Annotated in this window: 11 protein-coding genes and 2 rRNA genes; 4 read left to right on the top strand and 9 right to left on the bottom strand. The window is 57.6% G+C overall.

Annotated elements, in window-relative coordinates; translation table 11 throughout:
• Positions 1-14: 14 nt before the first annotated feature.
• Complete coding sequence (locus H598_RS22855; RefSeq protein ID WP_051252185.1) at positions 15-836, top strand: ZIP family metal transporter; 822 nt, start codon at positions 15-17, stop codon at positions 834-836.
• Here H598_RS22855 and H598_RS0100060 read toward each other — a convergent pair.
• Complete coding sequence (locus H598_RS0100060) at positions 833-1,246, bottom strand: YybH family protein (protein ID WP_051252183.1); 414 nt, start codon at positions 1,244-1,246, stop codon at positions 833-835. The genes H598_RS22855 and H598_RS0100060 overlap by 4 nt on opposite strands.
• Before the next feature lie 129 nt (positions 1,247-1,375).
• Here H598_RS0100060 and H598_RS0100055 point away from each other — a divergent pair, with 129 nt between their 5' ends.
• A complete protein-coding gene (locus tag H598_RS0100055) occupies positions 1,376-1,927 on the top strand; it encodes a lysophospholipid acyltransferase family protein (protein ID WP_028111164.1) in 552 nt (183 codons plus the stop codon).
• On the opposite strand, the gene H598_RS0100050 is transcribed toward H598_RS0100055, so the two are convergent.
• The 4 genes from H598_RS0100050 to hutC form a co-directional block, all read right to left on the bottom strand.
• Positions 1,915-3,192, bottom strand: a complete 1,278-nt coding sequence (locus tag H598_RS0100050) for a mechanosensitive ion channel family protein (RefSeq protein WP_028111163.1) — start codon at positions 3,190-3,192, stop codon at positions 1,915-1,917. The genes H598_RS0100055 and H598_RS0100050 overlap by 13 nt on opposite strands.
• A 124-nt stretch (positions 3,193-3,316) precedes the next feature.
• Entirely contained in the window at positions 3,317-4,849 is a 1,533-nt protein-coding gene (gene hutH, locus H598_RS0100045; RefSeq protein WP_028111162.1) for a histidine ammonia-lyase, read from the bottom strand.
• A complete protein-coding gene (gene hutU / locus H598_RS0100040) occupies positions 4,849-6,540 on the bottom strand; it encodes a urocanate hydratase (protein ID WP_028111161.1) in 1,692 nt (563 codons plus the stop codon). Before hutU ends, hutH begins: the two co-directional genes overlap by 1 nt.
• Before the next feature lie 57 nt (positions 6,541-6,597).
• Positions 6,598-7,302, bottom strand: a complete 705-nt coding sequence (hutC, locus tag H598_RS0100035) for a histidine utilization transcriptional repressor HutC (protein WP_028111160.1) — start codon at positions 7,300-7,302, stop codon at positions 6,598-6,600.
• 109 nt (positions 7,303-7,411) lie between these two features.
• Between hutC and hutI the strand changes: the two genes are divergently transcribed.
• Complete coding sequence (gene hutI, locus H598_RS0100030) at positions 7,412-8,641, top strand: imidazolonepropionase (protein WP_028111159.1); 1,230 nt, start codon at positions 7,412-7,414, stop codon at positions 8,639-8,641.
• 70 nt (positions 8,642-8,711) lie between these two features.
• On the top strand, positions 8,712-9,398 hold the full coding sequence (mtnC, locus tag H598_RS0100025; protein ID WP_028111158.1) for an acireductone synthase: 687 nt from the start codon (positions 8,712-8,714) through the stop codon (positions 9,396-9,398).
• 40 nt (positions 9,399-9,438) lie between these two features.
• Here the strand turns inward: mtnC and H598_RS0100020 are convergent, their stop codons facing one another.
• From H598_RS0100020 to H598_RS0100005, 4 genes are all read right to left on the bottom strand, one after another.
• Entirely contained in the window at positions 9,439-9,840 is a 402-nt protein-coding gene (locus H598_RS0100020; protein WP_028111157.1) for an acyl-CoA thioesterase, read from the bottom strand.
• A gap of 67 nt (positions 9,841-9,907) precedes the next feature.
• On the bottom strand, positions 9,908-11,746 hold the full coding sequence (locus tag H598_RS22850) for an AMP-dependent synthetase/ligase (protein WP_281171294.1): 1,839 nt from the start codon (positions 11,744-11,746) through the stop codon (positions 9,908-9,910).
• 1,480 nt (positions 11,747-13,226) lie between these two features.
• Positions 13,227-13,341: ribosomal RNA gene (gene rrf, locus H598_RS0100010) — 5S ribosomal RNA — on the bottom strand.
• Positions 13,342-13,435: 94 nt separating this feature from the next.
• Positions 13,436-13,537: ribosomal RNA gene (locus H598_RS0100005) — 23S ribosomal RNA — on the bottom strand; the annotation flags it as partial.

The following is a 13,537-nucleotide window of genomic DNA, read 5'->3' as shown; positions in this document are numbered from 1 at the left end:
GAACAATTATCATTATGAACTATTTAATCGCCAGCCTGCTGATCTTGGCAGTCGGCCCCATTCTGCATCACGGCCTGCGTAAACAACGAGGCATCATCACCGCCATCGGCGCCTTCGTGATGGTGTCTCTCGGCGGACTGGTGTTGTTTGATATTTTGCCGCAGGTGGTCCGCCTGGGCGGCGCTGCCGCATTGGGCTTTATTGCCCTGGGATTGTTCGGCCCGACGCTGACAGAAAAACTGTTTAAACGCCACTCGGCCTTTGCCCACAATCTGACGGTAACTCTGGGGATCGGCGGCCTGCTGTTGCACTCGGTCACCGATGGCAGCGCCCTGTTTATGGCCTCCAATGCCCAGGGGCCACTGCTGCTGGCGTTTGGTATCATACTGCATCGCATGCCAGCGGGCCTGGCGGTATGGTGGCTATTGCGCCCGGCCTACGGCCGTCTGATCGCCGCCTCGGTGTTGGGACTGATGATGGTCACCACCATCATTGGCTATGTGATGGGGCCAGAGTTGCTACTGACCATGACCGCCAGCCACGTGGTATACCTGCAGGCGTTTGTCACCGGTTCCATTCTGCACGTGTTGTGGCACCGCCCCCATGAGCACCACGGCCACCACCATGAGCATGAGCACAGCGGTCTGCCCAAACTGCACTCCAGTCACTGGATTGGGGGTGGCCTGGGACTGCTGTTCCTGGTGCTGCTGATGGCGGCCCATCCGGACCACGGCCACAGCGAAGCCGGTGAACACCTGCACGATGCCTCCGAGGTACACCTTGGCCACGACCCACAATCAGAATCGGATCAAGCTGACCACGAGCATGAGCACTAACTGGTGTGGTCGTGGACGATGCGCCAGTCGTCCCCTATCTTTTTGAAGATCAGGGTAAACTCTCCCGCGGGCTGATCTTTCTTTCGCAGTAGCTGCCAGCGGCCCACCACCAGGGCCGCGTCTTCTGACAACATCTGCACCGTTTCCAGCTCAAACAACAGCTTGCCCATGGTCGCGGCATCGGGGTAACGCGCTTGATACCCTTTAAGGGTGTTATCCCAGCCGTACTTGATCTTGCCACTGGAGACAAAGCGCAGCTGCTCACTGTGCCAGTACCCCTGCATGTAGCCCTCGATGTCGGCCCGGTTCCACGCGGCTTGTTGCTGAGCCAGCACCGCCCGAATGTCCGCCTCAGAAGCCAGGGTCAAAGGGCTGATCAGTAACCCGATCAAGACCAAAAGCCACCTCATAATCACCTTCCTTAGTTTTTTGGAGTATTGATTCAGTTTAACTGCTGGCTTTAACAACAGCGATTGCCACTCTGAAACGCCGGGGTTGGTATACTTACTCCATTGCTCGATACACACAGATCAATCACTATGACACACCGCATCTCGGCCTGGCTGCTTAAGCGCCTGGGCTGGTCGATACAAGGCCGAATCCCTGCCACCGGCCGGCACATCATCATTGTTGGCCCCCATACCAGCAACTGGGATTTCCCCATCGGCATCCTGGCCCAGTGGGCGTTAGGAATGAACGCCAACTTCATCGGCAAGCACCAGCTGTTCCGCTGGCCACTGGGGTGGTTATTCCGGGCGCTGGGGGGCTTTCCAGTCAACCGGGGTAAGCAGAACAATCTGGTGAATACCGCCGTCGAGCTGTTCGCCACCCAGGAGAACTTCATTCTGGCACTGGCGCCTGAAGGCACCCGCAAGCCGGTCACACGCTGGAAAACCGGCTTCTACCACATCGCCAAACAGGCCCAGGTTCCCATCTACTGCGCCGGACTGGACTTTAAGTCCAAGACGGTGATCATTCGAGAGCCGCTGGTTCCCGGCGACGACATGGCTGCCGACATGAACACCATGCTCGATTTTTTCCGCGCCATCCATGGCAAGTACCCGCAGCCAGTACCGCGCTATTCGGCGTGAGCCGGCGTCAGCGCGGCAAAATCCAGGCCGCTGGGGCGCTGCATCGGCCGCAGCTCAAACTCAGGAAGAATGGCAAACAGGTGGTCAAAGATGTCCGCCTGAATGCCTTCGTACACCGCCCAACGGGTGTCGTTGGTAAAGCAATACAGTTCCAGCGGCAGTCCCAACTCTGAGGGCGCCAGTTGTCGCACCATCATGGTCATCTCCGGCGTCAGCTGGGGGTGGGCATTCAGGTAGGCATCCAGGTACGCGCGCAAACACCCCAGGTTGGTCATGCGGCGGCCATTGACCGTCATCGCCATATCCTTGTGACCCAGATTCGCCTGCTTCAACTCCGCCAACTTCTGCTCCAGGTAGGGTTGCAGCAACTCTATGCGTTGCAACTGAGCCAGCAGCGGCTCATCCACGAAACGGATCGAATTCACATCCAGATTCACCGCCCGCTTAATGCGACGCCCACCAGACTCCTGCATGCCACGCCAGTTTCGAAAGGCATCGGTGGTCAGCGCGTACGCGGGGATCATGGTGATGGTTTTGTCCCAATTCTGCACCTTGACCGTGGTCAGCGTTACCTCCACCACTTCGCCATCGGCCCCGTACTTGGACATCTCGATCCAGTCTCCAGGGCTGACCATGCGGTTCGCCGCCAGCTGAATGCCAGCCACAAAACCCAAGATGGTGTCGCGAAACACCAACATCACCAAACCGGTGGCAACACCCAAGCCGGACAGCAGATACAGCGGCGATTTATCCAGCATGATGCCGATAAACAGGATCAAGGCGACAATGAACAGGAACAGCTTGGTTAGCTGAACGATACTCTGTACCGGCAGCCGCCGCCCTTCGGGTCGCGTCGATGCCACCATCCTGACCGTATCCAGGCAGGCGTACAGAACCCGAATCGACATCACCAACATGGTCAATTCCAGCAACCTGGAGGCCATGTCTTCCCAGAATGGCCACAGATTCAACATCATGGGAGTGAACAGATCCAGCACCACCAACGGCGCAATCTGAGCCAGCTTCTCCAACACCCGATGCTGCTTCACCGGCAATGCCCAGGTGGTATTGCTGCGTTCAATCACCCGGCGGGTACCGTGCACCAGAATCCGGATAAAGAGGCTGTACACCACAAAAGCGGTGATCAACGCCACAGTGGCAATGATGCCTACCGTCAACAGGTCATCCCCTTTGGTAGGAATGTCCATCTTGGTCATCCACTCGGCCAGCCAGTGGCGCATCTCGTTCTTAATCTCTTGTTCCACAATAATTCCAGTCTGCGAAAAGGTAGGCGCCGCCCATTATAGGGGTTCAGGATACTGACAAGCCCGCACAGAAAAAAGCCCTGCATGAGCAGGGCTTGATGTATCGCATTGAGCTACTTAGCTATTACAAGCTTGGCAGGATGCCGCCCGGCAATAAGCTATTGTAGCTGGCTCGGTGCAACAGTGCCGTAGCTTCGGTGATGTCCGGAGCGAAATAGCGGTCTTTGTCGTAAAAACTGACCCGCTGACGCAGTTGCTGCTTGGCACTCTCTACCGGCTTGCTGGCCCGCAGCGGCGTGCGGAAGTCCAGCCCCTGGGCCGCCGCCAACAACTCCACGGCCAGTACGCCTCGGCTGTTGTCCGCCATCTCTCGCAACCGCCGCGCCGCGAAGGTGGCCATGGAGACATGATCCTCCTGGTTGGCGGAGGTGGGCAAACTGTCCACCGAGGCCGGGTGAGCCAAAGATTTGTTCTCGCTGGCCAGGGCCGCCGCGGTGACCTGGGCAATCATAAAGCCCGAGTTGACCCCGCCGTTGTCCACCAAAAACGGTGGCAAACCAGACAGGTTGCGGTCGATCAGCAGAGCGATGCGACGCTCCGCCAACGCGCCAATCTCACTGATGGCGAGGGCCAGATTGTCGGCCGCCATGGCCACCGGCTCGGCATGGAAGTTCCCCCCGGAGATGATGTCGCCCTCGGCGGCAAACACCAGCGGATTATCGGTAACCCCGTTAGACTCCACCAACAACACCTCTGCCGCCTGGCGAATCTGGGTCAGACAGGCCCCCATCACCTGGGGCTGACAGCGCAGGGAGTAGGGGTCCTGCACTTTTTCACAGCCGGCATGGCTGTCTCCCAACTCGGAGTTGTCTTCCAACAGGAAGCGGAATACCGCCGCCGAATCGATCTGGCCTTGTTGACCACGCACTTCGTGAATGCGGGCATCGAAAGGACGACGGCTGCCCAGGGCGGCCTCGACGCTCATGGCGCCGACCACACTGGCGCCGGCCCACAGGTCTTCGGCGCGGAACAACCCCTGCAGGGCCAGTGCCGTAGAGGCCTGGGTGCCATTGAGCAACGCCAACCCCTCTTTCGGCGCCAGTGACATCGGCGCCAGCCCAGCCTTGATCAGGCCGGTCTTGGCATCGATCACTTCGCCGTGATAACGCACCTCGCCCTCACCCAACAGCGGCAGCACCATGTGCGACAACGGCGCCAGGTCCCCGGAGGCACCCACCGAACCCTTTTCCGGCACGATGGGGTACACCTCGGCATTCACCAAGGCAATGAGCGCATCGATCACCTCACGGCGAATGCCGGAAAAGCCCCGCGCCAGGGAGTTAATTTTCAGCACCATCATCAACCGCACGGCACTGTCGCTCATGGGTTCGCCGGTACCGGCGGCGTGGGACAGCACGATGGAGCGTTGCAACAACGCCAAATCGTCTTTTTCGATGCGGGTGTTGGCCAGTAAGCCAAAGCCGGTGTTGATGCCGTACACCACCCGGTCTTCATCAATCACCTGCTGCACCATGGCGGCACTGCGATCAATGGCGGTATAAGCGCCAGCGTCCAGGGTCAGTTTTACCCCATGCAGATCCACATGACGCAGCTGGGTCAGGGTCAGCGTACCGGGCTTGAGAGTCAGTTCAAACATCACTTCTCCTCCAACATCGGCAAGTCCAGGCCCTGCTGTTTGGAACACTCACGGGCGATGTCGTAGCCGGCATCGGCATGACGCATCACCCCGGTGGCCGGATCGTTCCACAGCACCCGCCCAATGCGGGCGTCGGCGTCGTCGCTGCCATCACACAGAATCACAATGCCAGAGTGCTGGGAGAAGCCCATGCCCACGCCACCACCATGGTGCAGGCTGACCCAGGTAGCACCACCGGCGGTATTCAGCATGGCGTTGAGCAGCGGCCAATCGGAGACCGCATCGGAGCCGTCCATCATCCCTTCGGTTTCCCGGTTGGGCGAGGCCACTGAGCCGGAGTCCAGGTGATCACGGCCGATAACGATGGGCGCCTTCAACTCGCCATTCTTGACCATCTCGTTAAACGCCTTACCCAGACGAGCCCGATCTTTCAGGCCGACCCAGCAGATGCGCGCCGGTAGCCCCTGGAATTGAATCCGTTCACGGGCCATGTCCAGCCAATTGTGCAGGTGCTTGTCATCCGGAATCAGCTCTTTGACTTTCTGATCGGTCTTGTAGATGTCTTCCGGATCGCCGGACAGGGCCACCCAACGGAACGGCCCGATGCCTTCGCAGAACAGCGGCCGAATGTAGGCCGGAACGAAACCAGGAAAATCAAAGGCATTGCTGACGCCCTCTTCCAAAGCCATCTGGCGAATGTTGTTGCCGTAATCCAGAGTGGCAGCACCGCGACTCTGCAGAGTCAGCATCGCCTGCACCTGAACCGCCATCGACGCCTTGGCGGCTTTCACCACTGCGGCTTCATCCTTAAGCCGCATCTCGGCGGCGTGGGCCATGCTCCACCCCTGAGGCAGGTAGCCATTGAGCGGATCGTGGGCCGAGGTCTGATCGGTGACCACGTCCGGGGTAATGCCCTTGTCCACCAGCTCGGAAAACAGATCGGCGGCATTAGCCAGCAGCCCGACGGACACCGGCTTGCCTTCGGCCTTGGCCTGATCCAGCATCGTCATGGCTTCATCCAGAGAAGTGGCTTTCTTATCCACGTAACCGGTGCGCAAACGGAAGTCGATGCGGGTCTCATCGCATTCCACCGCAATCATCGAGAAGCCGGCCATGGTAGCCGCCAGTGGCTGCGCCCCGCCCATGCCACCCAAGCCTCCGGTCAGGATCCAGCGGCCGCTTGCTTCGCCGCCAAAGTGCTTCTTGGCAACGGACACAAAGGTCTCGTAAGTCCCCTGGACAATGCCCTGGGTACCGATATAAATCCAGGAACCGGCAGTCATCTGGCCATACATGGCCAGGCCCTTTTTATCCAGTTCATTGAAGTGTTCCCAGTTGGCCCAGTGAGGCACCAGGTTGGAGTTGGCGATCAGCACTCGGGGCGCGTTTTCGTGGGTCTTAAACACGCCCACCGGCTTACCGGACTGAACCAGAAGGGTCTCGTCGGTTTCCAGACGCTTGAGGGTCGACACGATCTGATCGAAACACTCCCAGTTTCGGGCCGCGCGACCGATGCCGCCATACACCACCAACCCTTGCGGATGCTCGGCCACTTCCGGGTCCAGGTTATTCATCAACATTCGCAGCGGCGCTTCCGTCTGCCAGCTCTTGGCATTTAACTCGGTGCCCCGTGGAGCGCGAATGACGCGACTCTCATCGATGCGCGTTGCAGTGTCCTTCTTAATGCTCATCGTGATTTCCTCACTGTTGTCGTTGGCTGGCTTATCGCTCCCGCAGGAGCACCAGCATCAGTCCATAACCAGATGACCGCCCAGACGATATCGGCTGCCTGGGTGGGTCAATCGTGCAAAACTCACCGTACCGGAACGACTCCAGGTACGACGATGAATCCGTAAACAGGGCTCACCCTGATCGATCTGCAGTAACGAGGCGGTCTTAGCGTCCACCACCACCGCCTCCACTTCATGGTGGGCTTCCGTTAGCGGCGCCACCTGACTCAAATACTCGTGGGGCGTCTGGCGATAAAAGTCCTGCTCCAGGTAATCCGGTACCAGCGCCAGGTTGACGAAGCGCAACTCCAACTGCACCGGCTGCCCATCTTCACTGTGCAGCAGCCGGGTCTGCCCCACTTCGGCCCCCACCGCCACACCGAGGGCGATCGCCACCGACGCGTCGGCCGGTAGCCTGAGCTGCTCCAGTACCTGTACCTGATAATCATGGCCCCGATCCCGCACCTCGTCGGCAATGTTGCGAATGTTGAGCATCGAGCCCTGGGACTTCAGTGACGCCACAAAGGTGCCCTGCCCCTGGCTGCGCACCAATACCCCTTGCTCAACCAGTTCGGTCAATGCCCGCCGGGCCGTCATTCTGCTGCAACCAAACTCGCCGGCCAGCGCGTTTTCCGACGGCACCTTGGCATGCTCACGCCACACTCCTCGCTCAATATTGGCGATCAAATGCTGCTTAATTTCGACAAACTTTGGTGCGGCCAAGGGTCCACTCTCCTGAAGATAACTGGCCACAAAATGACACAGACAACTTGTATATACAAGCAAAGATTGCCAGAATGAGCTCAGACAATCAGCGCCGAAGGAGCGAACAATGGACTGGGACCAACTGTGGATTGAGGTCAATCTGGCCACCATGGATCCTGAACAGCCGGGCAGTTACGGTGAGATCGAAGACGCTGCCTTGGCGGTGAAAGACGGCAAAATCGCCTGGCTGGGGCGCCGCGCCGACCTGCCTGAGTTCGACCCCTTTTCGGTACCGGTGATCAAGGGCAATGGCCAGTGGCTGACCCCGGGGTTAATCGACTGCCACACCCACCTGATTTTCGCTGGCAACCGCGCCAACGAGTTCGAAGCCCGGTTAAATGGCGCCACCTATGAAGAGATCGCCCGCCAGGGCGGCGGCATTCAATCGACGGTCAATGCCACCCGCGCCGCCGACACCGAGTCCCTGTTCCACGACGCCCGACTTCGACTCAACAGCCTGCTCAGAGAAGGGGTGACCCGAGTCGAGATCAAATCCGGTTACGGCCTCGATCTGGACACCGAGCGCAAGATGCTGGAGCTGGCTCGTCACCTGGGGCAACTGCACCCCATCGACATTCACACCACCTTCCTGGGGGCGCACGCCATTCCCAAGGAATTTCAGGGGCGCGACAACGACTACGTCGACCACGTCTGCAACGACATGATGCCGGCACTGGCCGCCGACGGATTGATGGACGCCGTGGATGTGTTCTGCGAGAACATCGCCTTCGATCTCCACCAGACCGAGGCGGTATTCAAGGCCGCCAAGGCCCACAATCTACCGGTCAAACTGCATGCCGAGCAGCTGTCCAACATGGGCGGCAGTCGCCTGGCGGCACAGCATCAGGCACTGTCGGTCGACCACATCGAGTGCCTGGATGAGGACGGCGTTAAGGCCATTGCCCAGTCCGGCACCGTTGCGGTGCTGCTGCCGGGGGCCTTCTACTTCCTGAAAGAAACCCGCAAGCCACCGGTGGATCTGCTCAGAAAGCACCAGGTTCCTATGGCATTGGCCTCTGACTTTAACCCCGGCAGTTCACCGCTGTGCTCCACGCTGCTGATGCTCAATATGGGCTGCACTTTGTTCAGCCTGACGCCGGCAGAGGCCCTGGCCGGCGTCACCCGTCACGCCGCGCGGGCTCTGGGGGTTCAAGCCCGCTGTGGCCAGTTGAGAGTTGGCTTTGACGCCGACATCAGCCAATGGCGAATCGGCCACCCCGCCGAGTTGGCATGGCAATATGGATCCAACCCCTGCTCAGCGGTTTATAAACAGGGACAACCGGTGCGAATGCCGTAGTAAATGCTGGCAATGAACCCGGCTCGGCGCTACTATTTGCCCAGAAGCGAGATTAATAATTGTAGGGATTATGGGAATTCAAGCCGTTATCGTAGATACCGCAGGTACCACCACGGATTACGACTTCATTCAGACCGTGTTGTTCTCTTACTCAGCCAAAGAGATGGCTAAGTTTATTGAGGCCAATCAGGATCAAGTGGTCGTATCCCACTGTATCGATGACGTTAAGGAGATGGCTGCAGAGCCAGAGGCAGACCTTAACCGTGTTGTTGCCATTCTGCTGGAGTGGATCGAACAGGATAAGAAGGCCACCCCACTGAAAACCCTGCAAGGGATGATCTGGCGTCAAGGCTACCAAAACGGTGAGCTGGAAGGACACATCTACCCGGATGCCGCCGAAGGCCTGAAATCTCTGAAGCAGGACGGTAGACGGATCTACAGCTACTCCTCAAGCTCGACCGAAGCCCAGGAATTGCTGTTCCAACACAGTCAGTTTGGTGATTTACGCGACCTGTTCCATGGCCACTTCGACACCCATGTGGGTCAGAAAGTGGATCCGCAGGCGTATCGCAACATCATCAACACCATCAGCATGTGGCCTAACCTCATCCTGTTTGTCTCCGACAACCTGGATGAGCTGAATGCGGCCAAGGCCGCCGGTCTGAAGACCTGCCAAGTCGTGCGTTCTAAGGACGTGCGTCAGGGCAAACACCACGTCATCGACGACTTCAGCCAGCTGAAACTCAGCCAGTTCTGAAAAAAGCGGCCAATGGCCGCTTTTTTATTGCTGTTGTTGCCTACCAGGGGCGGGGATCCTGCAGTTCCGCCAACAGCAACCGTACCTCTTCACCAATGGCGGTAGAGCTTTCCGCCTCGTAATCGTAATGCACCATCGCCACTTCGGCTTGGGCCACCACCTTGCCCCCTTGCAGGGCCTGATGCCAGATCTTCAGTGAGCTGTTGCCGATGTGATGAATGCCGGAGCGAATCTCAACGTCTTCGCCGTAATAGGTGGGCAGCAGATAGTCCACGTTGAATCCCGCCAGAATCAAATTCCACTGACGATGGTCCAAGGTCGGAATGAAACAGCGGAAGATCGGCGTGCGAGCCTCTTCAAACCACACGGGTACCACGGTGTTATTGATGTGCCCCAAAGCATCGGTTTCTGAGAACCGAGGTGTAATTAACGTTCTGTACATCACAAATCCTTTTTTAGTATGAACAAAAAAAGGGTGCCTTTCGGCACCCTTCTCGTCAACCCTAAGCTTACTTTGCCGAGGCTTTCTTGCGCCCCACCAGCTTCTTGGCTTTGGCGTACATGGCATCAATTTCAGCTTCAAAACGCTCGTTGATTACCTTACGGCGCAGTTTCAGCGTCGGCGTCAGCTCGCCCCGCTTCATGCAGAACTCCCGCGGCAGCAAAGTGAATTTTTTCACCTGCTCAAATTTCGCCAGCTCGCCCTGCACCTCTTTCAGACGCTGTTCGAAATGTTCGACAACCGCAGAGTGTTGAATCAGCTCCAGCTGATCCTTGTACTTGATGCCTTTCTCTTTAGCCCAAGCCTCCAGCGACTCAAACGCCGGCACAATCAGGGCCGATACATAGTTCCGTGCTTCAGCGATGATGGCAACCTGCTCAATCAGCGGGTCGCGACCGACCATGCCCTCAACGCGCTGAGGAGCAATGTACTTACCGTTAGAAGTCTTCATCAACTCCTTAATGCGATCAGTGATGTGCAGCATCCCCTGCTCATCCAGGTAACCGGCGTCACCGGTCTTAAACCAACCATCTTCAAACACCGCTTCGGTGTCTTCTGGCCGGTTGTAATAGCCCCGCATCACGGTATCGCCCTTCACCAGAATCTCATTCTCGGCACCAATCTTCACCTGCGCTTCAGGCAGGGGACGGCCATTGCCATTCAGCTTGATGCTCCCGGGCAACCCACAGGTCACCGTGGCCGTGGTTTCTGTCAGGCCATAGCCACACAGCAACGTAATACCGATAGACTGGAAGAATTCATGCACGACCTCATCCAGCTTGGCACCACCACAAGGCATGAACCGCATCTCACCCCCGAGCACCGCCCGCAGCTTTGACAGTACCAACTTGTCGGCCAGTCCATACAAGGCCTGAGACACCTTACCCAGGGGTTGACCGCCGTTGTCGGCCTGGAAACGCTTCTGCCCTTGACGCAGGGCCCAGTAAAACAGGGCTCGACGATGTGCCGGCGCCTTGGAAACTTTATCGGCGACGGCGCTGTAGACCTTCTCATAGAAACGGGGAACGGCGCACATCACGTTCGGCTTGAACTCCACCATCGCCTGTTGAACGTCGGCGGGGTTTTCTAGCAGGCCTACATGCGCACCCAGACCGAGCGAATACAGAGTCCAGCCGCGTTCAAACACGTGAGACAGGGGCAGGAAGGCCAGGCTACGATCGCCCTTCCCATAGTCCAGTACTCTCGAATGCTGACGGGTAGTACTGGCGAAGTTGCGGTAATCCAGCATCACCCCTTTGGGCTCGCCAGTGGTGCCAGAGGTGTAAATCAGCGTCAACAGGTCGTCGAGGTTACACTCGTCGATACGCTGCTCCAACGCCTGTCGGCAGTATTCGACGTTGTATCTCAGCAATTCATCGTAGCTGTGCTGAATCACAGCAGCATCACGCTTGGCAATGGCATCGTTCATCAACACCAGGTGAGCCACGCTAGGGCACTGGGCTAGGGCCTCCAGCGCCTTGTCGTACTGCTCCTGATCACCCACAAACACCACCTTGGCAGCAGCGTCGTTGAGGATGTAGCCAGCCTGTTCGGCAGTATTGGTCGGGTAGATCGGCACAACCACCGCCCTGGCCTGCATACAGGCCAGATCCGCCATGGTCCATTTTTCCGAGTTTTGACCAAACAGCGCCACCTTGTCCTGGGGTTCCAAGCCGAGGTGCAACAGCACCCGCGCCAACTGAGTCACGGTAGTGCCCAACTGTTTCCAGCTGATGTCGTGCCACTGTCCTTTCTCACGATAGGACAACGCTGCCTTTTCCGGCATCTCATCGATACGTGCACGAACCAGATCAACCAGATGCAGATCTTCTAATAGTTGGGTCACTACTTACTCCCACCACAACAGGAAAGTTAGCGTACATATGTACACTGATTGCCACGAATCTTACCCAACTAACGCCTCCCAGTTAAGGTCAATTCCACTTAATTTGTGCGTTACCGCACAATAAGCACCAACTGATCCGAGCAGTTAAGAAGGCATTCAGCTTTCCAAAGGATTACATTTCCGCTTTTCAGCGAACACAAGTAAGGCTAAATGGTTTTACCTTTGCCGCCTCTAGCAAGAATAGTCCAGCAAACGAGGTGCCAGAGAAGCTCTCCTCCCTGCCCTCCAGTTCGCAATGAGCGATAAAACCTCCTACGTCGTACCCGCGAACGCCGGTACCCAGTGGCTTTGCCCTTCGTCATTCTTGCGCAGGCGAGAATCCAGTGGCTTTAACACAATAGAACCAAAGACACTGGCCCCTCGCGTTCGCAATGAGCGACGGTGCTGTTGGCAGGGTTGGTGGTAAACGGGCAGTGATTAAGGTATCGGCAAAGATCGGTGCTAGTCGTTGCGAACGTACCCTAACCACCCCTCCGTCGTGCCCGCGCACGCGGGTACCAGTGGCTTTCATTCACCGTACTCAAAACCAAGACACTGGACCCTCGCATTCGCAATGAACGACGGTGCTAATGGGGAGGAGTGGTGCTAACTGAGCAGTTATTGAGGTATCGGTAGAGCTCGATGCTAGTCGTTGCGAACGTACCCTAACCATCCCTCCGTCGTGCCCGCGCACGCGGGTACCCAGTGGCTTTGTTCACCGTACTCAAACCAAAGACACTGGCCCCTCGCGTTCGCAAGGGCGACACGGTTGGAGAGTTGTGCGGGCGGCAGGGTTAGTGGTCGCCATCTGCATCAAGTTCGCAAAGCGTCAACTACGACCCTCCGTCGTGCCCGCGCACGCGGGTACCCAGTGGCTTTGTTCACCGTACTCAAACCAAAGACACTGACCCCTCGCGTTCGCAATGAGCGACGGTGCTGTTGGCAGGGTTGGTGGTAAACGGGCAGTGATTAAGGTATCGGCAAAGATCGATGCTAGTCGTTGCGAACGTACCCTAACCATCCCTCCGTCGTGCCCGCGAACGCGGGTACCCAGCGGCTTTCATTCACCGTACTCAAACCAAAGACACTGGCCCCTCGCGTTCGCAAGGGCGACGGTGCAAATTGGGTGAGTTGGTAGTAAACCGGCAGTTTTTACGGCTTCGGCAGCGCTCGGTGCAATTAATTACCACACCAACCTCAAACATCCCTCCGTCGTGCCCGCGCACGCGGGTACCCAGCGGCTTTACCTTTCGTCTTTCTTGCGCAGGTGAGAATCCAGTGACTTTCACGCAGTAGAATCAAAGACTCTGGGCCCTCGCGTTCGCAAGGGCGACGGTTCTCATGAGTTGGGCTGGCGGTAGCCGGGCAGCACTCGCATTTCTTCAAACCATAAAAATGAAAAAAGCCCGTCGCGTTAGCGACGGGCTTTCTTGGATTTGGCGCCTGACGATGACCTACTCTCACATGGGAACTCCCACACTACCATCGGCGCTACTGTGTTTCACTTCTGAGTTCGGCATGGGATCAGGTGGGGCCACAGCGCTATTGTCGTCAGACAAAAACTGTTATCAATTCGCACAAGCTGATTTTCTCGTTTGCATTCTTGCAAGCGCTTAACTATCTGGGATATCAAAACCCATTGGGTGTTGTATGGTTAAGCCTCACGGGTCATTAGTACAAGTTAGCTCAACGCCTCACAACGCTTACACACCTTGCCTATCAACGTGGTAGTCTTCCACGGCCCTTCAGGGG

The organism is Ferrimonas kyonanensis DSM 18153 (assembly GCF_000425405.1).
GTDB classification, from domain to species: domain Bacteria; phylum Pseudomonadota; class Gammaproteobacteria; order Enterobacterales; family Shewanellaceae; genus Ferrimonas; species Ferrimonas kyonanensis.
This window is presented reverse-complemented; position numbering and strand designations above follow the sequence as displayed.

What these genes read in the sequence shown, in the direction of transcription:
- H598_RS22855 (WP_051252185.1), top strand. Translation starts at nt 15, where the DNA reads ATGAACTATTTAATCGCCAGCCTGCTGATCTTGGCAGTCGGCCCCATT.
- H598_RS0100060 (WP_051252183.1), bottom strand. Translation starts at nt 1,246, where the DNA reads ATGAGGTGGCTTTTGGTCTTGATCGGGTTACTGATCAGCCCTTTGACC.
- H598_RS0100055 (WP_028111164.1), top strand. Translation starts at nt 1,376, where the DNA reads ATGACACACCGCATCTCGGCCTGGCTGCTTAAGCGCCTGGGCTGGTCG.
- hutH (WP_028111162.1), bottom strand. Translation starts at nt 4,849, where the DNA reads ATGTTTGAACTGACTCTCAAGCCCGGTACGCTGACCCTGACCCAGCTG.
- hutU (WP_028111161.1), bottom strand. Translation starts at nt 6,540, where the DNA reads ATGAGCATTAAGAAGGACACTGCAACGCGCATCGATGAGAGTCGCGTC.
- hutI (WP_028111159.1), top strand. Translation starts at nt 7,412, where the DNA reads ATGGACTGGGACCAACTGTGGATTGAGGTCAATCTGGCCACCATGGAT.
- mtnC (WP_028111158.1), top strand. Translation starts at nt 8,712, where the DNA reads ATGGGAATTCAAGCCGTTATCGTAGATACCGCAGGTACCACCACGGAT.
- H598_RS0100020 (WP_028111157.1), bottom strand. Translation starts at nt 9,840, where the DNA reads ATGTACAGAACGTTAATTACACCTCGGTTCTCAGAAACCGATGCTTTG.